General features: G+C 74.4%; 16 protein-coding genes and 2 riboswitches. Of the genes, 7 read left to right on the forward strand and 9 right to left on the reverse strand.

What is annotated here, in order from left to right; genetic code table 11:
• Window positions 1-51 precede the first annotated feature (51 nt).
• Together NJC10_RS02980 and NJC10_RS02985 are read right to left on the reverse strand one after the other, a co-directional pair.
• Entirely contained in the window at window positions 52-1,806 is a 1,755-nt protein-coding gene (locus NJC10_RS02980) for an ABC transporter permease (RefSeq protein ID WP_413466373.1), read from the reverse strand.
• Window positions 1,803-2,945, reverse strand: a complete 1,143-nt coding sequence (locus tag NJC10_RS02985; RefSeq protein WP_319074491.1) for a thiamine ABC transporter substrate binding subunit — start codon at window positions 2,943-2,945, stop codon at window positions 1,803-1,805. Before NJC10_RS02985 ends, NJC10_RS02980 begins: the two co-directional genes overlap by 4 nt.
• A gap of 60 nt (window positions 2,946-3,005) precedes the next feature.
• Window positions 3,006-3,111: riboswitch (TPP riboswitch) on the reverse strand.
• Between the two features lie 45 nt (window positions 3,112-3,156).
• On the opposite strand from NJC10_RS02985, the gene NJC10_RS02990 reads away from it, so the two are divergent.
• On the forward strand, window positions 3,157-4,554 hold the full coding sequence (locus tag NJC10_RS02990; protein WP_319074493.1) for an AI-2E family transporter: 1,398 nt from the start codon (window positions 3,157-3,159) through the stop codon (window positions 4,552-4,554).
• On the opposite strand, the gene NJC10_RS02995 is transcribed toward NJC10_RS02990, so the two are convergent.
• Window positions 4,448-5,521: an agmatine deiminase family protein gene (locus NJC10_RS02995; protein WP_319074494.1), complete on the reverse strand. Its 1,074-nt coding sequence runs from the start codon at window positions 5,519-5,521 to the stop codon at window positions 4,448-4,450. The two genes, NJC10_RS02990 and NJC10_RS02995, sit on opposite strands and share 107 nt — an antisense overlap.
• A 55-nt stretch (window positions 5,522-5,576) precedes the next feature.
• Here NJC10_RS02995 and NJC10_RS03000 point away from each other — a divergent pair, with 55 nt between their 5' ends.
• The 4 genes from NJC10_RS03000 (at window position 5,577) to NJC10_RS03015 (ending at window position 13,536) form a co-directional block, all read left to right on the forward strand.
• A complete protein-coding gene (locus tag NJC10_RS03000) occupies window positions 5,577-6,155 on the forward strand; it encodes an acyl-CoA thioesterase (protein ID WP_248116221.1) in 579 nt (192 codons plus the stop codon).
• A gap of 101 nt (window positions 6,156-6,256) precedes the next feature.
• Window positions 6,257-9,916, forward strand: coding sequence for a bifunctional proline dehydrogenase/L-glutamate gamma-semialdehyde dehydrogenase (locus NJC10_RS03005; RefSeq protein ID WP_319074496.1), 3,660 nt, complete (start codon window positions 6,257-6,259; stop codon window positions 9,914-9,916).
• Window positions 9,917-10,019: 103 nt separating this feature from the next.
• Complete coding sequence (locus NJC10_RS03010; protein ID WP_319074497.1) at window positions 10,020-12,137, forward strand: FMN-binding glutamate synthase family protein; 2,118 nt, start codon at window positions 10,020-10,022, stop codon at window positions 12,135-12,137.
• A 106-nt stretch (window positions 12,138-12,243) separates the two neighbouring features.
• Window positions 12,244-13,536 (forward strand): MFS transporter, encoded by a 1,293-nt coding sequence (locus tag NJC10_RS03015; RefSeq protein WP_319074498.1) that lies wholly within the window; start codon window positions 12,244-12,246, stop codon window positions 13,534-13,536.
• 103 nt (window positions 13,537-13,639) lie between these two features.
• On the opposite strand, the gene NJC10_RS03020 is transcribed toward NJC10_RS03015, so the two are convergent.
• Window positions 13,640-13,843 (reverse strand): cold-shock protein, encoded by a 204-nt coding sequence (locus NJC10_RS03020; protein WP_319074499.1) that lies wholly within the window; start codon window positions 13,841-13,843, stop codon window positions 13,640-13,642.
• A 290-nt stretch (window positions 13,844-14,133) separates the two neighbouring features.
• Window positions 14,134-14,685 carry a flavin reductase family protein gene (locus tag NJC10_RS03025; RefSeq protein ID WP_319074500.1) on the reverse strand — a complete coding sequence of 184 codons (552 nt, stop codon included), beginning with the start codon at window positions 14,683-14,685 and terminating at the stop codon, window positions 14,134-14,136.
• A gap of 77 nt (window positions 14,686-14,762) precedes the next feature.
• Window positions 14,763-14,882, reverse strand: a riboswitch (SAM riboswitch).
• 272 nt (window positions 14,883-15,154) lie between these two features.
• Here NJC10_RS03025 and NJC10_RS03030 point away from each other — a divergent pair.
• On the forward strand, window positions 15,155-15,823 hold the full coding sequence (locus NJC10_RS03030) for a hypothetical protein (RefSeq protein WP_319074502.1): 669 nt from the start codon (window positions 15,155-15,157) through the stop codon (window positions 15,821-15,823).
• A gap of 55 nt (window positions 15,824-15,878) precedes the next feature.
• Here the strand turns inward: NJC10_RS03030 and NJC10_RS03035 are convergent, their stop codons facing one another.
• The gene (locus NJC10_RS03035) at window positions 15,879-16,274 is read right to left on the reverse strand and encodes an RNA-binding S4 domain-containing protein (RefSeq protein ID WP_319074504.1); all 396 of its coding nucleotides are present in this window, start codon (window positions 16,272-16,274) and stop codon (window positions 15,879-15,881) included.
• Window positions 16,275-16,287: 13 nt separating this feature from the next.
• Entirely contained in the window at window positions 16,288-17,607 is a 1,320-nt protein-coding gene (gene hisD / locus NJC10_RS03040; protein ID WP_319074506.1) for a histidinol dehydrogenase, read from the reverse strand.
• 132 nt (window positions 17,608-17,739) lie between these two features.
• On the opposite strand from hisD, the gene NJC10_RS03045 reads away from it, so the two are divergent.
• On the forward strand, window positions 17,740-19,266 hold the full coding sequence (locus tag NJC10_RS03045) for a mechanosensitive ion channel family protein (protein ID WP_319074508.1): 1,527 nt from the start codon (window positions 17,740-17,742) through the stop codon (window positions 19,264-19,266).
• Here NJC10_RS03045 and NJC10_RS03050 read toward each other — a convergent pair.
• Together NJC10_RS03050 and NJC10_RS03055 are read right to left on the reverse strand one after the other, a co-directional pair.
• Entirely contained in the window at window positions 19,215-19,787 is a 573-nt protein-coding gene (locus NJC10_RS03050; RefSeq protein ID WP_319074510.1) for a universal stress protein, read from the reverse strand. The genes NJC10_RS03045 and NJC10_RS03050 overlap by 52 nt on opposite strands.
• Window positions 19,788-19,826: 39 nt before the next feature.
• On the reverse strand, window positions 19,827-20,669 hold the full coding sequence (locus NJC10_RS03055; RefSeq protein ID WP_248116247.1) for an MBL fold metallo-hydrolase: 843 nt from the start codon (window positions 20,667-20,669) through the stop codon (window positions 19,827-19,829).
• Window positions 20,670-20,675: the final 6 nt, after the last annotated feature.

Below are 20,675 nucleotides of genomic sequence, written 5' to 3' on the forward strand. Positions count from 1 at the left end.
CCGCCGCACCGCTGGCTTTCCCTGGGTGGGGCGTGCGCCCCTCCGCCGTGCTCACCACGCGCCTCCCGCTCCCGCCGCGCCCCGGGGACGCAGCCTCTCGCACACCAGCATGATCGCGGCGCTCAGCACGGCCAGTACCGTGGCCGCGGCGAGCGCCATCCCGTAGTTGTCCGCGCCCGGCCGGCCGAGCAGCCGCACGATCAGCACGGGCAGCGTGGGTCGGTCCGGGCTGGCGAGGAAGCTCGTGGCCCCGAACTCACCGAGGGACACCGCGAACGCGAACCCCGCCGCCAGCCCCAGCCCACGCGCCAGGAACGGCCCGTCCACCGTGGCCAGCACGCGCAGCGGCCCCGCCCCGAGTGTGCGGGCGGCCTCCCGCAGCCGCGGGTCGACGGAGGCCAGCACGGGCACGAGCGAGCGCACCACGAGGGGCAGCGCCACCACCGCCTGCGCGAGCGGCACGAGCAGTCCCGAGGCGGCCAGGTCCGGGGCCTGCGCCCGCAGGGAGACGACGAACCCGAAGCCCACCGTCACGGCGGAGACGCCGAGGGGCAGCAGGACGGCGCCGTCGAGCCAGCGCTGGGCCCGCCGGGCGAGCGCCGAGCGCACGGGCCGCGTGAGCAGGAGCGCGAGCGGCACGCCGGCGAGCAGGGTGAGGAGCGTGGCGTCCACGGCGGTGCGCCACGAGTGGTCCAGCGCCTCCAGGGGCGTGGTGCCGCCGGCGAAGCCGGCCCCCGAGCTCGTGGCCAGCAGGGTGTAGTTGCGCAGCCCCCACCCCTGGCTCGAGTGGAAGGAGCGGAGCACGAGGGTGCCCAGCGGCAGCAGCACGAGCGCCGCGGTGGCCAGCGTGGCGGCCACGGGCAGCGCGTCCGCGCGGGTGAGGCGGCGCAGCGGGGCGTCCCGCAGGCGCAGGGCGCGCACGCTCCGCGCCGCGGTGGCCCCGGAGATCCCGACGGCGGCCATGACCACCAGGAACTGCAGCGTGGAGAACACCGCGGCCACCCGCAGGTCCAGGTACACCGAGGTCTGCACCCAGATCTCGGACTCGAGGGTGCCGTAGCCCGGCCGGCCCAGGGTCTGGACGATCCCGAACGCCGAGGAGCAGAAGAGGAACACGAGCGCGGCCGAGCTGGCCACGGCGGGCGCCAGCTGCGGGAGGGTCACGGTGCGGAACGCGCGCCAGGGCGAGGCCCCGAGGGTGCGCGCGGCCTCCTCCTGCCGCGGGTCCAGCGACCCCCACAGCGCGCCCACCTGGCGCACCACCACGGAGACGTTGAAGAACACGAGGGCCAGCACGACGGCGGCGGTGGACTGGTCCAGGCCCGTCCACCCCAGCGGCCCGCCGGGGGCCAGCACGGCGCGGAACGCCACGCCCACGACGACGGTGGGCAGCACGAACGGGACCGTCACCACCGCGCGCAGCAGCGCGCGGCCCGGGAACGCCCGGCGGTGCAGCACGAGTGCGGCCGGCAGCCCGAGCAGGAGGGCGGCCACCGTGCCGGCCGCCGCCATCCCCAGGGTCTGCCCGAGGATCCGCCATGTGCGCTCGCGGGCGAGGACCTCGCCGAACGCGGTGAGGTCCAGTGCGCCGTCCGCGGACACGCCGCGCCACAGCATGGCCGCCACGGGCCACGCGAAGAACACCGCCAGGAACGCGAGCGGCACGACGGCGGCGAGCAGCCACCACGCGCCGATCCCGTCCCCGCCGGCCCGCGTGCGGCGCCGTCGCCGTCCGCCCGCGGGGCGACCCGGGGGCGCGAGGACGGGCTCGGCGAGCGCGGGCGGGCCGGGGACCTGAGAGGTCACTTCCCGGCGTGCTCCTCGTGCAGCGCGGTCCACTCCTTGAGCAGCTCCTCGCGCTCGGCGTCCACGGCCTTCGGATCCGGGGAAATGGGGTCCTCGGCGAGGGGGGCGTTCTCGGCCCACTCGGCGGGCAGCTCCACGGACTCGTCGATCGGGTACATGTACATGGACTCCGGCAGCGCCTTCTGCACGTCCTCGGAGAGGAGGAAGTCGATGAACGCCTGCGCGCCCTCGGGGTTCTTCGCGCCCTCGACGACGCCGGCGTACTCCGTCTGCGGGGTGCAGGAGGCCTCCAGGACGTCCGTGGCCGGGGCGAACGCGGGGGAGGAGGAGTAGGAGAGCACGATCGGGTACTCGCCCTTGCCCTCGCCGCCGGAGAAGTCGGTGTAGTACGCGTCCGACCACGAGGCGTCCACCTTGGCGCCGCCGTCGAGGGCCTTCTCCCACCAGCCCCTCCAATCGTCGCCGAACTCCTCCTTGGTGGCGGCCAGGAGGGCGAGGCCGGGGGAGGAGGTCACGGGGCTGGTGAGCACCGTCAGCGTCGCGTACTGGGGGTCGGTGACGTCCTCAAGGGAGTCGGGGACCTCCACCCCCTCCGCCTCGAACCACGGGGTGTCCACGTTGAGGCACACCTGCCCCTGGTCCACGGGGATCATCCGGCCCTCGACCACGCGGTCCTTCGCGGACTCGGGCAGGTTCGCGGGGGTGTACTCGGCCACCACGCCCTCGTCGATGAGCCGGTGCGTGGAGTGGTCCTCGATGCCGTACACGCCGTCCACCGTGGGGTGGTCCTTGGCGAGCAGCAGCTGGTTGACCACGGAGCCGGCGTCGCCCGGGGCGGTGGTGGAGAGCTGGTGGCCCGACTCCTGCTCGAACCGGGCGATGAGCTCCTCGGGCAGCGCGAAGGAGTCATGGGTCATGATCGTGACGGTCTTGCCACCGCCCGCGGAGTCGGAGCCGGAGGCGGCGGAGCCGGACGTGGTGGCCGCGGCCGCGGCGTCCGCGGAGCCCGCCGCGGAGGAGGAGCCGGAGCCCCCCTGGCCGGAGAGCGAGCAGCCCGTGAGGGCGAGGGCGGCGCCGGAGAGGGCTGCCAGCGCGGCGGTGCGCGGGCGGCGGGCGTGCTCGGTGGCGGTGCGGGTCATGCGGGTCTCCTCCTGCGCGGCGGGAGGGGCCGGGGGCGGGCCCGCGGCATGCGGACGCCCCGGGAAAGGGTCTCGACTTCCTTCGCCGGTGCGAGCCGGAGCAGGTTCGAGGGTCTGCGGCGGACCGCACTCTCAGCGCCGCTGCGGCGCTCCCCTGTCGATGTGGACTGGGGCGAGCCTATCGCGTCCGCGCCGACCTTAGACTGCACGCGTGAGCACCCCCGACGAGGCCGCGCCGGCCGGACCCGCCCCCGCCCCCCAGGTCGCCCCGGCGACGCCGGCCTCCGACTGGGACATCCGCCGGCCGCACCGGATGTGGCCGCGCATGCTCGTGATCGTGCTGACGCTCGCGGGCCTCGTGGTGCTCGTGCAGTTCCTGCAGGGCATCTCCTCCATCATCGCGCCCGTCTTCCTCGGGCTGAACCTCGTGATCGTGGCCTACCCCCTGCAGCGCTGGCTGATCGAGCGCGGCGTGCACCCCGTCCTCGGGGCCACGGCCACGGTGCTCCTCGTGGTCACCGTGCTGGCCGTGTTCGTGGGGCTGATCTTCTGGTCCGGGCTCGAGCTGGTGAGCTCCCTGCCCGAGTACGCGGGGCGGTTCCAGGCGATCATGCAGGACGTCTCGGCGTGGCTGTCCTCCCAGGGGCTCACCCCGGACATGGTGAACGCGCAGCTGCAGGCCGTGGACATCAAGCAGGTCACGGGCGCCGCCGTCACCGCGCTGACCGCCATCGCGTCCAACGTCTACGCGGTGGTGGGCCTGCTGATCACCGTGGTCATGGGGATGTTCTTCCTGGCCATGGACTCCATGGCCGTGGAGCGCCGCGTCCAGCTGCTGAGCTCGGCCCGCCGGGAGTTCGGCCAGGCGCTCATGGACTTCGCGGGCGGCGTGCGCCGGTACTGGGTGGTGACCACCGTGTTCGGGCTGATCGTGGCCGTCCTGGACGTCGTGGCGCTCCTGGTGATCGGCGTGCCGATGGCCCTCGTGTGGGGCGTGCTGAGCTTCCTCACCAACTACGTGCCCAACATCGGCTTCATCATCGGCCTGATCCCGCCGGCCATCCTGGGCCTCGCGGAGGGCGGTTGGCCCGCCTTCCTCGGCGTCGTCATCAGCTACTCGGTGCTCAACTTCGTGCTGCAGTCCATCATCCAGCCCAAGGTGGCCGGGGACGCGATCGGCGTGATCCCCACCGTCAGCTTCCTCTCCCTGCTGTTCTGGGCGTGGGTCCTCGGCCCGCTCGGTGCGATCCTCGCGCTCCCCTGCACCCTGCTGGCCAAGGCCATCCTGATCGACGCCGATCCGAACGCACGGTGGATCAACTCGCTGATCGCCTCGGACCTGAAGGGCATGGAGCGGAGGCAGTCCACCCTTCTGGCCCGGCTGCGCGGCGGCTCCTCCGCGGAGGAGGGCAGCCACACGCGCAAGGAGGCGCGCGGGGTGAGCGTGGGCCTGAGCCCCGCGGAGGCCCGGCGCGCCAAGCGGGGGCAGCCCCCCGCCGGGGTCAGCGGCATGGGGGAGCGGCCGGAGGATGCGGGGCCGCCGCTGAGTCCGGCCCCGGATCCCGTGGCCGGTCCTGCGGACGGGGCTGCACCAGCACCAGGTCGGTGAGGGAGCCGGCCAGGCGCAGCAGGGGAGGCGCCGGGAAGCGCAGCTGACGCCGTCCCGGGTGCAGCTCGGCCGTGAGCGCCGTGGCCGCCTCCTCCGTCGGCGCGTCCTCGAACGCCGGCCGCAGCACGTGCCCGCCCATCGGGACGGCGTCCACGAGCGAGCGCACCCCCTGCTCGGCGGGGTCGTAGGCCTCGGGCAGCGCGCCCCCGGGCACGGTGCGCACGCGCAGCGCACGGCCTGCCGCGTCCGGCGTGCCCTCGAGTCCGCGCAGCGCGGCCGCTCCGACCGCGTGCTCGGGGTGGAACCGGTCGGCACGCCAGTGCACCGCCAGCCGCCCCGGCTCGACGAAGCGCATCCAGCCGCCGAGGTGGCCCGGTCCGCCGAAAGGCCCGCTCCCCGGACGCCGGGGCAGGGCGGTCCAGACCACGCGCGTGACGCCCAGCAGGCCCGCGAGCTCGGCCTCCGCCTGGGCGGCGCTCCAGCCCGGGTTGACCTCCGGGGCCAGCACGGCGCCGGCGTCGACCACGGCGGTGCCCGCCCCGTCCGTCACCCACGAGTCGCGGGAGGCGGCCAGCAGCGGGGTGCGCACGGGGAGCCCGGCGGCGCGGGCGATCGCGCCGCCCACCGCGGCGTCGCGGTGCATGCCGACGTCGGGGTGCCGGGAGCGCGGGTCCAGGCGCCAGTGCACGGCCTCGCCGGCGGGCAGGAACGTGGGGCCGGTGCGGCCGACCAGGGGGGTGTCGAGGGGGACCGGGAGCTGCTCGACCGCGCCGGGGAGCAGGCGCGCGGCCGCCGCACGGTCCTCGGGGTCCACGAGGACGGCGACGTCGGCCGCCTCGGTGAGGGTCTCCGCGAGCCCGGCGATCGCGTCGCGGGTCTCCTCCAGCAGCGCGGCCGAGGGGTGGCGGGGCGGCAGGGCGAGCCAGACGCGCTCCGGCCGATCGAGGGCGTCGGGGTGCTGGGCCATGCCGGGGCGTCTCCTGGGGGTGGGGGGCGGTCCCCACCGAGCATAGGGTGTGCCCATGCACCTGCTCCTGCGCACCCTCTGGGTCCTCGCCCGGGCCCGCCGCCGCCCCCGCCTCGGCGTGTGGGACGCGGCCTCGCTGCCCCTGCGCGCCCTGCCCACGGACGTGGACATCGCGTGGCACATCAACAACGGCCAGTACTTCGGCCTCTTCGACCTCGGCCGCTTCGACCTCATGGCCCGCGCCGGCGTCATGAGCGCATTCCAGCGCCGGGGATGGACGCCCGTGGTCCAGGCCGAGCAGGTCGCCTTCCGCCGCTCCGTGACGCTGGGCCAGGCCTTCAGCATCGAGACGAAGTGCATCGGCCTGGACGAGCGGGCCGTGTGGTTCGAGCAGCGCGTCGTCGTGGACGGGGACGTGGCGGTGCGCGCCTTCATCTGCACGCGCCTGCGCGCGAAGGACGGCACGCCGGTGACCAACGACGTCGTCCGCGCCGCCCTCGCCGAGGCGGGCCACGACCTGAGCGCCGAGCCCACGGTTCCCGAGTGGCTCCACGGCTGGCGTGCCGACGTCGCGCTGCCCTCCGCGCGCACCCCCCTGCCCCACGCCTGGCGGGCCGGCGCGGACCACCGCTGAGCCCGCGGCCGCGCCTGCCGCCTCGGGCCCGCCTCCGGGGCCCGGGTCACCCGGCGTCCCCGCGTTTGCGCCGGAGCCCCCCGGACAGACAGGGTGGAGGCATGGAAGAGAGCCGCGCCGCCGCCCCGCACGAGACCGATGCACTCCTCGAGGCGACGGGCGGCATCCCCGACCCCGCCGACCTGCAGGGCCTCGCCGACGAGGCGGTCGAGCAGGTGCGCGCCTGGCTCGAGGACGCGCGCGGCCACGAGGCCGACTTCGCCGCCCAGCAGCTGGCCGCCGCGCTCAAGGAGCCGGGCGGCCTGGACTTCATCGTGCGCTTCGTGGACCACGTGATCCGCCCCGAGGACCCCGCCATCGCGGCCCGCGCGCTGCGCGAGCTCGCCCAGCAGCGCCCGGGCTTCCTGCCGCCGGCCCTGCGCGCCGTCTTCGACGTCGGCGGCCGCGCCGCCCCGCTGGTGCCGCGCATCGCCGTGCCGGTGGCACGCCGCGTATTGCGCCAGATGGTCTCCCACCTGATCGTGGACGCCCGTGACAAGCAGCTGGGCAAGGCCCTCGAGACGCTGCGCGACGAGGACACGCGCCTGAACATCAACCTCCTCGGCGAGGCCATCCTCGGCAAGGGCGAGGCCGACCGCCGGCTCGAGGGCATCGCCGAGCTCATCCGCCGCGACGACGTGGACTACGTGTCCGTGAAGGTCTCCGCGGCCACCGCCCCGCACGCGCCCTACGCGTACGACGAGGCCGTGGAGGACATCACCGCCCGCCTCACGCCGCTCTACGAGCTGGCGCGCGAGAAGCGCACCTTCGTCAACCTGGACATGGAGGAGTACCACGACCTCGACCTGACGCTCGACGTGTTCATGGGCCTCCTGGAGAAGCCGCAGCTGCGCGACTACGAGGCGGGGATCGTGCTGCAGGCCTACCTGCCGGACGCCCTGGGCGCCATGATCCGCCTGCAGGAGTGGTCCGCGCGTCGCGTCGCCAGCGGCGGGGCGCCGATCAAGGTGCGCGTGGTCAAGGGCGCGAACCTGCCCATGGAGCAGATGCAGGCCTCCCTCATGGGCTGGCCGCTGGCCACCGTCGCCTCCAAGCAGGAGGCGGACACCAACTACAAGCGCGTGCTCAACTTCGCGTTCACCCCCGAGCACCTCGCGAACGTGCGCATCGGCGTGGCAGGCCACAACCTCTTCGACGTCGCGCTCGCCCACCGCCTCATGGAGCGCCGCGGGCTGCCGAAGGACGCGGTGGAGTTCGAGATGCTGCTCGGCATGGCCACCGGCCAGGCCGCCGCCGTGAAGAGGAGCGTCGGCTCGCTGCTGCTCTACACCCCCGTGGTGAAGCCCTCCGAGTTCGACGTGGCGATCTCCTACCTGGTGCGCCGTCTCGAAGAGGGGGCCTCCCACGAGAACTTCATGTCCGCCGTCTTCGACCTGGACGCGGACCCGGCGCTCTTCGACCGGGAGCGCGAGCGCTTCCTCGCCTCCCTGCGCCGGCTGGACACCGCCGTGCCCCGCCCGGCCCGCGGCCAGGACCGCTCGCGCGGCGTGGACGGGGAGACCCCTGCCCCCGTGGACGGCTTCGCCAACACCCCGGACACCGACCCCTCGCTGCCCGGCAACCGCGCGTGGGCCCGGCAGATCCTCGAGGCGATCCCGCGCTCCACCCTGGGCACGGACACGGCCCGGGAGCACGCCGCCACGAGCGCCGAGCAGGCCCGCGCCGCGATCGCCGCGACCGAGGAGCCCGGCGCCCGCTGGGGCGCACTGACCGGCCACCAGCGCGCGGACGCCCTCGACGCCGTCGGGCGGGCCCTGCACGCCGGCCGAGCCCGCCTGCTCGAGGTGGCCGCGTCCGAGACCGGCAAGACCCTGGACCAGGGCGACCCCGAGGTCTCCGAGGCTGTGGACTTCGCCCACTACTACGCACGCCTGTCCCGCGGCCTGGACGAGGTGGAGGGCGCGCGCGCCGTGCCCGTGCGCCTGACGCTCGTGATCCCGCCGTGGAACTTCCCCGTGGCCATCCCCGTGGGCGGCGTCCTCGCGGCGCTCGGCGCCGGCTCGCCCGTGGTGTTCAAGCCCGCCCCGCAGTCCGAGCGCACGGGCGCCGTGGCGTGGGAGCTCATCGTGCAGGGCCTGCGGGACTCCGGCCTGTTCGAGGGCGACGGCGCGCTCGCCGGCGTTGACCCGGCCGACCTGGTGCGGCTCGTGACGATGGCCGACGAGGACGAGGAGGAGGTGGGCACCGCGCTGGTGACGGACCCCGCCGTCGAGCGCCTCATCCTCACCGGCGGCTACGAGACCGCCACGCTGTTCAAGGGCATGCGCCCGGACCTGCACCTGCTGGCCGAGACCTCCGGCAAGAACGCGCTGATCGTCACGCCCTCCGCGGACCTGGACCTCGCCACCCGCGACGTGGTCACCTCCGCGTTCGGCCACGCCGGGCAGAAGTGCTCCGCCGCCTCGCTCGTGATCCTGGTGGGCTCCGTGGGCTCATCCGAGCGCTTCCGCCGCCAGCTGCTGGACGCCGCCTCGTCCATCCACGTGGCGCACCCGGACGACCCCCGCGCGCAGATGGGCCCCGTGATCGAGGAACCCGGCGAGAAGCTGCGCCGCGGCCTCACCGAGCTCGGCGAGGGGGAGTCCTGGGCGCTCGAGCCGCGCTCCCTCGACGACACGGGCCGGCTCTTCAGCCCCGGCGTGCGCGCGAACGTGCGCCCCGGCGCGGACGCGCACCTCACCGAGTACTTCGGCCCCGTGCTCTCCGTGATGACGGCCGCCACCCTCGAGGAGGCCGTCGAGCTCGCCAACGCGGTGGACTTCGGCCTCACCTCCGGCCTGCACTCGCTGGACCCGGAGGAGATCGACTACTGGCTCAAGCACATCCAGGCGGGCAACCTCTACGTCAACCGCGGCATCACCGGCGCCATCGTGCGCCGCCAGCCGTTCGGCGGCTGGAAGCGCTCCGTCGTCGGGCCCACCACCAAGGCGGGCGGCCCGCACTACCTGCACGGCCTGGTGGACTGGGAGGACGTGCCCACGTGGCTCACGAGCCCCGAGTCCTCCTCGACGGAGACCGCCGAGGGCACCGCGGGCGGCGTGGACCCCTCGTGGCTGCAGACCGCGCGGAAGCTGGACGAGAAGGCCTGGACCACCGTGTTCGGCGCCGACCGGGACATCTCCGCCCTCGCCGCCGAGCGCAACGTGCTGCGCCATGTGCCCACCCCCGTGCTGGTGCGCTGGGCGTCCGGCCCGGCGGAGCACCTCCTCCGCGTGGTGTCGGCGGGCCTGCGTGCCGGAGCGCCGCTGACCGTGAGCCTGAACCACGTGCCCTCCACCGAGCCCGGCAGCGCCGCCGACCTCTCGGCCGCCGCCGTCCGCGGCCAGGTGGAGGAGCTCGCCCGCTCCGTCCGCAAGGACCACGCCGACGGCGGCGTCACGCCCGTGGCCGTCGTCGTGGAGGACGCCGCCGCGTTCCACGAGCGCGCTCGGCGGATGGCCGAGGTGCCGGCCACCGCGGAGGGCGGCGGGGACGCCCGCATCCGCCTCATCGCGGACTGGACGGGCGACCGCGACGGCGCCGTCGCCGCCCGCGCCGCGCTGAACGAGGCGCTCGGTGACTCCCCGGACGTGGCGGTCTACGCCGGTCCCGTGGTCTCGGCGGGCGAGGTGGAGCTGCTGCCCTTCCTCCACGAGCAGGCCGTCTCCGTCACCGCGCACCGCTTCGGCACCCCCGACCACCTCACGGACGAGGTGCTCTGACGGCTCGGCGTCGGCCCCGTCCCGGTGAGGGGCGGGGCCGAGGTCCGGCAGGGGCCCGGGACACCGCGTCGGATCCCGGCGGGGCGGGTGTCGGAACCGTGGGATGTGGGGCACCATTGGTCGGGTGAACAACAGACTTCTGATCGTCGCCGCACTCTCGCTCGGCGCCGCGGTCCTGGTCCTGGTCGCAGTCATCGGCAATGGCGCCTGGTGGGTGTTGGCCGCGATCATGATCGCGCTCCTGATCCTGGCCATCTACGACGTGACGCAGAAGCGCCACGCCATCCTCCGCAACTACCCGGTCATCGGGCGGATGCGGTACCTGCTCGAGTCCATCCGACCCGAGATCCAGCAGTACTTCATCGAGCGCAACTTCGACGGCAAGCCCTTCGACCGCGACACCCGCTCCCTCGTGTACGCCCGCGCCAAGGGCCTGGACGCGCACAAGGCGTTCGGCACCGAGCGGGACACCTCGGAGATCGGCTACGAGTTCCTCCTCCACTCCTCCGCGCCCGTGAACGCGCCGGAGGAGCCCCCCACGGTGCGCATCGGCGGCCCGGACTGCACGCAGCCCGCGGACATCTCGCTGATGAACATCTCCTCGATGTCCTTCGGCTCGCTCTCCGCCAACGCGGTGGTGGCCATGAACAAGGGCGCCGGCATGGGCGGCTTCATCCACGAGACCGGCGAGGGCGGCCTCACCAAGTACCACCGCGGCAACGGCGCGGACCTGTTCTGGGAGATCGGCTCCGGCTACTTCGGCTGCCGCAACGAGGACGGCACGTTCAGCGCTGAGCGCTTCGCCGCCAAGGCCGTGCTCCCCGAGGTCAAGGGCATCACCGTCAAGCTCTCGCAGGGCGCCAAGCCCGGTCTGGGCGGCATGCTGCCCAAGGAGAAGATCTCCAGGGAGATCGCCGAGGCCCGCGAGATCCCCATGGACCGCGACTGCCTGTCCCCGGCCTCGCACTCCGCGTTCCGCACCCCCCGCGAGATGGTCCGCTTCATCGGGCGGCTGCGCGAGCTCTCGGGCGGCAAGCCGATCGGCATCAAGTTCTGCGTGGGCTCCCGCGTGGACGTGCTCGCCATGTGCAAGGCCATGTGGGAGGAGCGCATCGCTCCGGACTTCATCATCGTGGACGGCTCCGAGGGAGGAACCGGCGCCGCCCCGCTGGAGTACTCGGACCGCGTGGGCACCCCGCTCACCGAGGGGCTCATGCTCGTGCACAACGCCCTCGTGGGCACCGGCCTGCGCCACATGATCAAGCTCGGCGCCGCCGGCAAGGTGGCCACCGGCTCGGACATCGTCAAGCGCCTGATCCAGGGCGCCGACTTCACCATGTCCGCGCGCGCCATGATGATGGCCACCGGCTGCATCCAGGCGCAGAAGTGCCACACGAACGAGTGCCCGGTGGGCGTGGCCACGCAGGACCCGCGCCTGGCCCGCGCCGTCGACGTGGAGGACAAGTCGAACCGCGTGTTCAACTACCACCGCCTCACCGTCCGCGAGGCGGTGCAGATCATGGCGTCCATGGGCGTCTCCCACCCGTCTCAGCTGAACACCCGCATGATGCGCCGCCGCGTGGACCACCTGAGCACCCGTTCCTACGCGTCCATCTACCACTGGCTGCGCACGGACGAGCTGCTCAACGACCCGCCAGCCGGCTGGGACCTCGACTGGGAGGAGGCGGACGCCGACCACTTCGGTGAGCACGCCCGGATCGACTACCTCACGGACCGCAACCCCGAGTGGCGCTCCGAGCTGGCCGCCCCGGGCCGCGACGGCGAGCAGGGCCAGGCGCCCTCGGCCCTGTCCCGCGCCGGCTCCTCCCTCGCCACGAAGGACCGGATCGCCGTCGAGCCGCGGGATGCGAACGGGGTCTCGCTGAGCACCTCCCCCATGCCCAGCGTCGCCTCCCTCAAGGAGGGCGAGACCCTCTACGGGCGCACGGTGGGCCGCCTGGCCCAGGCCGTGGGCCTCGGCAAGGACGACGACGCCTCCGCCAGCCCCGTCCCGGGCCCGTCCGGGGACTCGGCGGCGGCCGCCAAGACCGACGCCGACTGGTCCGACCAGTCCCCGCGCCGCGGCCATGCGGACGACGCGAGCGAGCTGCCGCCCGAGGCCGGGGCACGCCCCGAGCGCCAGGACGGCGAAGAGGTCTCCGACGGCGACACCACCGGTCGCGTCGAGGATGAGCCGCGCGGCGAGGGCCGCGTCGTCTGACCCGACCCGCCGTCCCCCTCGACGAGCCCTGCGCTGCTGCCCCTGTCCGCCCCGGACAGGAGCAGCAGCGCAGGGCTCGTCGCAGGAGGGGGCATACCCTGGGGCCGTGACCCCGCCCTCCGTACCCGCCCGCCAGCCCGGCCGCCCCGGGGACGTCCTGCTGCTGACGGTGCTGCTCGCCGCCATGGCCGCCGGCCCGCTGTTCAACTACGGGGTGGCCAGCTCCTCCGCGCTGGTGATCGAGCGCCTGGGCGTCACCTCCGGCCAGCTCGGCACCGTGCTCACCGTGGTGTTCGGCGCCGCCGCGGTCACGTCCGTGTGGCTGGGACGCCTCGCGGACAGCCTCTCCTCGCGCGCACAGATGGGCATCATCTTCGGCGGTGCGGCCCTGGCGCTCGTGGTGGGCGCGTTCTCCACCACGCTCTTCGCGCTCTACGCGGCGGCGGCGCTCGCGGGGGTCACCCAGGCGATCTCGAACCCGACGACGAACCGCATCATCCGCGAGGTCGCCCCGCCTGAGCGGCGCATCGGGTGGATCGGGCTGAAGCAGTCCGGCGTGCAGCTCGCGCAGCTCTTCGGCGGCCTGTTCTTCCCCGCCGCGGCACTGACCCTCGGCTGGACGGGCGCGGCGCTGGGGGCGGCGCTCGTGGCGGGCGTGCTGGGCGTCGTCGCGTGGGCCACGGTGCCGCCGCTCCCGGCGGGCTCTTCCGCGGCCGCGGCGCACATCCGGCACGACGACGGCGCGCCGCGGGCCGCTGAGGGTCCCGCGGGTGCCGGAGCGCCGACGACCGGCCGACGTGGTGGGCGTGAGCGGCTGCCGGCGAGCGTGTGGTTCTTCGCGGCGATCGCGTTCCTCACGGGCCTCGGCATGCAGGCCGTGAACGCGTACCTGCCGCTGTTCGCGGTGGAGACGCTCGGCCAGTCCCTCGTCGTCGGCGGGGCGGCCGCCGCCGTCTCGGGGGTGATCGGGGTCTTCTCCCGCATCTGGTGGGGCCGCCGCATGGCCGCCGGGCATCGGCCCACCACCCTGCTCGCGGCGATCTGCGCCGGCTCGCTGCTGGTGGTGGCCGCCCTCCTGGCCGCCGACGTGAGCCACGCGCCCGCCCTCCTGTGGGCGGCCGCCGTGCTGCACGGGCTCACCGTGCTGGGCGCGAACGTGGTGATCAACGCCGGGATCATGGACGGCGTCCCGGCCGGGCAGCTCGGCGACGCCTCGGGGACGAACGCCATGGGCATGTACGCCGGCTTCGCGTGCGGACCGCTCGTGATGGGCCTGCTCCGGGACCACACCGGGGACTTCCGCCTCGGCCTGCTCGCGGTGGGCGGGGCATACCTGCTGGGACTCGGGGTCACGTGGCTGCTGCGCCGCCGTGTGGATCGGGGCCGGTCCGGCGTGTGAGCCGCGGCGCACGACGAAGGCCCCGATCCGTGGGGATCGGGGCCTTCGGTGATCGTCCGTCAGCGCCTCAGGCGCCGGGGACGGAATCCTCAGAGGAGGAAGATCAGATCTTGGTCACGTTCGCGGCCTGCAGGCCCTTGGGGCCCTGCTGGGTCTCGAACTCGACGCGGTCGTTCTCCTGGAGCTCCTTGAAGCCCGCGCCGGTGATGGCGGAGAAGTGCACGAAGACGTCCGCGGACTGATCCTCGGGAGCGATGAAGCCGAAGCCCTTTTCAGCGTTGAACCACTTGACGGTACCGACAGCCATGATGGTGTCCTTTCGATGTGCCCCCGGAGGGGCGGTGTGGGAACCGGTGGCCATTGTGGCCTCCGGGTGAAGCGGCAGAACTGAACCGCGTGCCCACACTCATCGTTCCGACCGGGGCCGGGACTGACAAGCAGTGATGTTACGGGATACAGCTTGGATCAACTTCAAGGTTCATACTGCCACGGATTCGACCGTCTGGCGACCACGGGGTCGATGTTCATCGGATGTTCACCTGTGAGCGCAATCTGGGGCCGTTGCAGTCCGTGCGGATCCCTGCTCCGGGGTGCTCCTCAGAGCGCGGTGAGCCCGTGGAAGAGGTTGCGGTGCAGCGCCGCGGGCGGGCGGGCGTCCGTGTGGTCCGCGAAGCCGGAGACCTCCAGCAGGGCGACGACGTGGTCCCCGGCGGGCACCTCGGTGTGCAGGCGTGTCTCGAGCCACAGGGAGGACCCCTCGAGCAGGAGCGCGCCGTTCGGGCTGACGTGCACGTCGATCCCCGCGAGGCGGTCCCCGGTGCGGGAGGCCAGCTGCCCGCACAGGTGCGCCTGGTCCTCCGCGAGCAGCGACACGCCGATCGACTCGGCCCGGCGCAGTCGGGGCCACGTGCGCGAGGTCAGCTGTGCGGAGAAGGAGACGAGCGCCGGCTCCCACGAGACGCCCACGCTGAAGGAGGAGGAGACCATCACCTCGGGGTGCCCGTCCACGAGGCCGGCGACGGCGACGACGCCGGTCGGGAACGCCGCCAGGCCGGGGCGCAGGCGGTCGCGGGAGACGTCTGCCTGCCAGGCGGGGTGGGCGCCGGCAGGCCGGCAAGGGGCGTGGTGGTCGGTCAGGGTCAAGGTCATGGCGCGGGTCCTCTTCGTGACGGACGCGGCTCCGCGAAGGGCGGTTCACCTGAGCGGATCGGCGTGATCCGCGGAGACGCGAGTACTTGCCCGTCGGGGTCCTCCGCCGGGCCGAATCCTCACCTGGAGCACCCCACTACTGCGTGAGAGGGTTGCCGCCCCGCCGGCCAGGGCCGTGATGACGGGGACTCGTGATTCTGTGAGGCAACGGTAGGAGCGCCTGGCCTGCCGCGTCAAAGCCGTCCGCCAGGCGGGGCGCCCGCGCGGTCACGGGAGGACACATCCGCGCCCGCTGCTGCGCCCGGCCTGCCCCGCCCCGCCGTCGGCCCAGCGCCTCGGGGCCGCCGGTCACGATCCCGTCTCGGCGCACCGGATTCGCTTGACAGAGGGTGATCCATATCACAGCATGAGCGCATCCTGCGCCGCAGGGAATCGCCGCAGCCGCGGCGCATGCACAGAGGAGAACCGCATGGACCGCCTTCCTTCCATCGGCCTGGCCGGCCTGAGCGCTCTGGCGCTCGCGGCCGGCCTCACGGGCTGCGGTGCGGCGGAACCCGCGGAGACGCCCGCGCCCGCATCCCCGTCCACGCCCGCCACCGCAGCTTCCTCATCCTCCGCCGCCCCCATGGGCCAAGCGCTGGCCGCCGACGTCGAGGCGGCCCGTCAGGTGCTCGCCACGACGACGGATCCGAGCGTGCAGGCCTCCGCGTCGGCCGTGATCGAGGCGGCCGACGCCTCCGCGCGCGCCGCCGCGGAGGCCGACCACGCCCGGATGTTCAAGGACGACGGGATCACGTACGCCGAGTACGCCGAGAAGCACCTGCCGACGGCCGCGGGGACGCGTTGGATCGTCTGGGAGGGCATGGGCACGGGGACGCAGTCGGCCACCGTGGACGCCCAGGCGGGAGACGTCCTCACGGTGGCGTTCGAGTGCCCCATGGACGCCGTGGGGAAGACGGACCTGCACACCACGATCAAGGGCGTCACCGACTGGCGGGCGGGCTCGGACGCCGGCTGCGGCGGCTGGTCCGCGGGGTTGCCCCCGATCGTCGAGAACGGACCCGTGACGCTGACCGCCACGGTGGCGAACAGCGAGCCGTTCCGCATGGTGGTGATGCGGCAGAACGACGGCGCCTGACCCGGCCTGTCCGCGCCCGGTCCCGAGCGCGCGAGGCCGGGCCCGACACACCGCCTCAGCCCCGCCCGGCCCCGTCCCGCCCGCGCAGCGCGTCCAGCTGCCGGCGGTCCCGCTTGGTGGGCCGACCCGCGCCGCGCTCGCGGTAGGGGATGGACAGCAGCTCGCGCGGCACGGGCGGCGGCGAGTGGTCCACGTACTGCTTGACCGCCACCGGCGCGCCCACGCGCTTGGAGATCAGGCCGGTCACCTCGAGGATCCGCTCGCGGCCGTCCTGCCGCACCCGGATCCGGTTCCCGACGACGACGGACGCCGCCGCCTTCACCGGCTCGCCGTCCACGCGGACGTGGCCGGCCCGCACGGCCGCCGTCGCGGCGGAGCGGGTCTTGTAGAGGCGCACGGCCCAGAGCCACGCGTCGATCCGGACCGTCCCCCCGCCTGCAGGCCCGCTCATTCCGCCGCCCCGCTCACTCGGAGCGCAGGGCGATGGCGGCGCCGTGCGCGGGCAGGCCCTCGTCGGCCGCGAGCGCCTCGATGCCCCCGGCCACCCCGGCCAGCCCCTCGGCCGTGTAGCGGATCACCTGCTGGGAGCGCAGGAACGTCACGGTGTTCAGCCCGGAGGAGTGCCGCGCGGTGCCGGAGGTGGGCAGCACGTGGTTGGACCCGGCGGAGTAGTCCCCGAGCGGCACGGGGGAGTGCGGCCCCACGAACACGGCGCCGGCGTTGCGCACCCGGGCCGCGACGGCGTCGGGGTCGCGCGTCTGGATCTCGAGGTGCTCGGTGGCGTAGCGGTCCGAGACCTCCACGGCCTGGTCCATGTCCCGCACGAGCAGCACGCCGGACTGCGGCCCGGTCAGCGCGACGCGGACCTGCTCCTCGTGCAGCGTGCCGGGCACCTGTGCCTCGATCGCGGCGAGCACGTCCCGCGCGAGGTCCTCGGAGTCCGTGATGAGCACGGAGGCGGCCAGGGGGTCGTGCTCGGACTGGCTGATCAGGTCCGCGGCCACCCAGTCCGCCCGCGCCGTGCCGTCCGCGATCACCGCGATCTCGGAGGGGCCGGCCTCGGCGTCCACGCCGATGGTCCCCTGCAGGGCGCGCTTCGCCGCGGCCACGTACACGTTGCCCGGCCCGGTCACCAGGTCCACGGGCGCGCACAGCCAGCCGTCGCCGTCGTCGTCCCGGACGCCGAGCGCGAGCATGGCCACGGCCTGGGCGCCGCCCGCCGCGTAGACCTCGTCCACCCCCAGCAGTGCGCAGGCCGCGAGCACCGTGGGGTGGGGCAGGCCGCCGTGCTCCCGCTGCGGGGGCGAGGTCACGGCGAGCGCGCCCACACCGGCCGCCTGCGCGGGCACCACGTTCATCACCACGGAGGAGGGGTACACCGCGCGCCCGCCGGGCACGTAGAGGCCCACGCGGCCCACGGGCACCCAGCGGTTCTCGACGACGGCGCCCTCGCCCAGCTCCACCCTGGATCCGGCGGGCACCTGCGCGGCGTGGACGAGACGGGCGCGGCGGATCGACTCCTCGAGCGCGGCGCGGACCCGGGGGTCCAGCGTCGCGAGCGCCTCCGCGAGCGCCTCGACGGGCACGCGCAGGGACGCCGGGCGGACGCCGTCGAAGCGCTCGGCCAGGTCCAGCAGGGCGGCGGCACCGCGCTCGCGGACCTCGTCGATGATCGGCGTGATCGTGGGGACCATCGAGGCCACGTCCACGTCCGCGCGGGGGATGATGCTGGACAGGTCCGCCGTGGCGGTGTCCACGGCGCGGAGATCGGTCACGGAGAGCACGGGGATCCTCCAGGGGGTGCAGGTGGGCGGCGCCGCTCCGGAGGGAGCGCTCGGCCACGGGGCGGGCGGGCGGTCAGGCTCCATTGTGCTCCGATCCGGGCGGCGTTCGGCCGCGGATGCCAGACTGGCGCCATGCTCAGCCTCGCCTCCTCCGCCCTGTTCCCCGGCCTCGTGCGCCTGGCTGCCGCCGCCGAGGTCCCCGACGAGGTGCAGGATGGCGTCCAGGGCACCTCGGACGCCGCGGCCGAGGCCCTCGGGGTGACCGGCGGCGCCCTGTTCACAGCGGCCATCGCGTTCGTGCTCGGCTGGGTGGGGGTGTGGCTCGCGTTCCAGGCGGTGCGGCTGCTCATGCTCCGCCGCGCCGAGCTGCGCCGCCAGATGGCCCCGCTGAGCCTGCCGCTCTCCCTCGCCGGCGCCTCCCTCGCCGCCCGCCTGGCGCTCGGCGTCACGGCGCGCGCGGAGACCTGGTACCGCGGCGCCGCGTTCGTGCTCATGGTGGTGCTCGTGGCCGCGCTGGCGTGGGCGGCGTGGCGGATCGTGGACCTCGTGGAGAAGCGCATCCTCTGGCGCTACCGCGAGGTCGGGGTCAACGACCGCCGCGAGCGGCGCATCCGCACGCAGACCATGCTGATCCGGCGCATCCTCAGTGTCGTGATCGTGGTGATCGCGATCGCCGCGGTGCTCATCTCCATCCCGGAGGTCCGCTCGCTCGGCGCCGGCCTCCTGGCGTCCGCCGGCCTGATCTCCGTGATCGCCGGCCTCGCCGTGCAGTCCACGCTGACCAACGTGTTCGCGGGCGTGCAGCTGGCCTTCACCGACTCCATCCGTGTGGGGGACGTGGTGACCATGGAGGGCGTGTTCGGCACGGTCGAGGAGATCACGCTCTCCAACGTGGTCGTGAAGATCTGGGACGGTCGGCGGATGGTCTACCCGTCCTCCCACTTCACCACCGAGCCCTTCGAGAACTGGACGCGCGTGGGCTCGGCGGTGGCCGGCGTCGTCGAGCTGGACGTGGACTGGCGCGTGCCGATGGAGGACCTGCGGGCGCGGCTCGCCGCCCTGCTCGCGTCCACCGAGCTCTGGGACGGCAAGGAGAACGCCATGCAGGTCACGGACGCCGTGGGCGGCATGGTGCGGATCCGCGCGGTGGTCTCCGCCAAGAACTCCGGCGAGCTGTGGGACCTGCGCTGCCTCGTCCGCGAGGACCTCGTGGCCTTCCTGCGTCAGGAGCACCCGGAGGGCATCCTCACGCAGCGGCACGCGGAGGGGCAGTCGGCCCCGCAGCTCGCCGCGCACGAGCCCGCCGCCCCCCAGGACGCCGCCCCCGGCGCGGCCCACGGGAGCGCTCCGGCGCCCGCGTCGCCGGGACGCGGCCGGGAGCCGGCCGCCCAGACGATGCGGATCCCCGCCGTGCGGCCCACCACCGCGCCGCTCACCCGCGTGGACGAGCATTCGGCCCTGTACACGGGATCGATCACCGCGGTGCAGCGCAATGCGGAGATGGCCGGGCCCGGCGAGGACGCGTTCGCCGAACGCCGGGCCCAGCGCGACGCGCAGCGCGAGGCGGACGGCGGGGGCCAGGCCGGAGCCCACGCCGCCCGCCCGGATCAGCGGACGCTGGACCCCGACGAGGACGGCGGCTCCTCCGAGAAGGCCTGACCCGAGCCCTCCCCGTGCGCGTCCGGCGCGAACGGGTGCTGCTCGCGCAGCGGCTCGGAGCGGGGCAGGCTGCGCTGGAAGTCCGGGTCCGTCTCGGCCACGTGGCTCGGGGCGTCCGGCGTGGTGCCCGCCGAGGCCTTCACGCACAGCACGGGCTGGTCGAGCTGCTGGAGGAGCTCGTCTGAGACCGAGCCCATCACGAAGCGGCCGAACCCGCCGCGGCGGCGCAGGCCGATCACCACGAGGGTGGCGTCCAGCTCGGCCGCCACGTCCTTCATCTCCTGCACCGTGGAGCGGCCGCGCGCGTACTGGCGGAACTCGGCGTCCACGCCCGAGGCGTCGAGGCGGGCCTGCACGCCCCGCTGCTGCGCCTCCGTGACGAGGGAGTCGGTGCGGTGCTCTCCGCCCGGGCCCGCGTTGACCACGACGACGCGCTCGCGGGTGGAGCGGGCGATGTCGAGGGCCTTGTCGAGGGCGGCGTCGCCCGAGTCGCTGGGCTTGTAGCCGATGAGGATGGTCATGGGGCTCTCCTTGGTTCGCGGGGTGGGGGACAGGGCGGTTCAGCGCCCCACGGCGTGGTGGCGCAGGTACTCCAGGTGCGCGGCCACGGTCTGCTCGGCGACGCGGCCGACCGTGCCCCCGACGCCCGGGTAGATCATCGGGGTCAGCTCCTCGGGGGTGATCCGGGCGAGCACGTCCTCCTCCAGCTCCTCGAGCGCGGCCTCGATCTGCGCGAGGCGGCCCTCCCGATGGTGGCGGTAGTCCCTCGCCACGACGTCCAGCGGGGCGGGGACGGGGCCGTGCGCCGGCAGGACCGTCAGGGGGCCCGCGGCCTCGAGGCGGCGCAGGCTGTCCAGGTAGTCGGCCAGGGTGCCGTCCGGGTGGTCGAGCATCGTGGTGCCCGCGCCCAGGATCGTGTCGCCCGTGAGGACGGCACCCGCCTCGCCCGCACCCGGGAGCACGAAGCAGCACGAGTCCGAGGTGTGCCCCGGCGTGTGCCACGCGAGGATCTCCACCCCGGCGAGGGCGCCGCCGTCGTCGGCGAGACGCTCGCCGTCGAGGAGCGGCTCGCCCCCGCCCCGGCAGTGCTCCGGGAGCGCGGCGCGCACGGGCGCGCCGGTGGCCTCGTGGAACACGTCCGTGCCGCCCGTATGGTCCGCGTGGCGGTGCGTCACCAGGATCAGGCCGATCGGCCGTCCCCCGGCCGCCCCCAGGACCGCGTCGAGATGCTCGTGCGCGCCCTCCTCCGGCCCCGGGTCCACCACGACGACGGCGCTCGCCTCCGGCGCGCCCACGACGTACGTGTTGGTGCCCGCGAGGGTCATGGGAGAGGGGTTGTGCGCGGTCACGCAGCGCACGGAGGGGGCGGGCGTCAGCCCGGGAGTTTCGACGGCCTCGGTCATAGGGTC

This window comes from Micrococcus sp. M4NT (assembly GCF_033790745.1).
In the GTDB taxonomy this organism is placed as follows: domain Bacteria; phylum Actinomycetota; class Actinomycetes; order Actinomycetales; family Micrococcaceae; genus Micrococcus.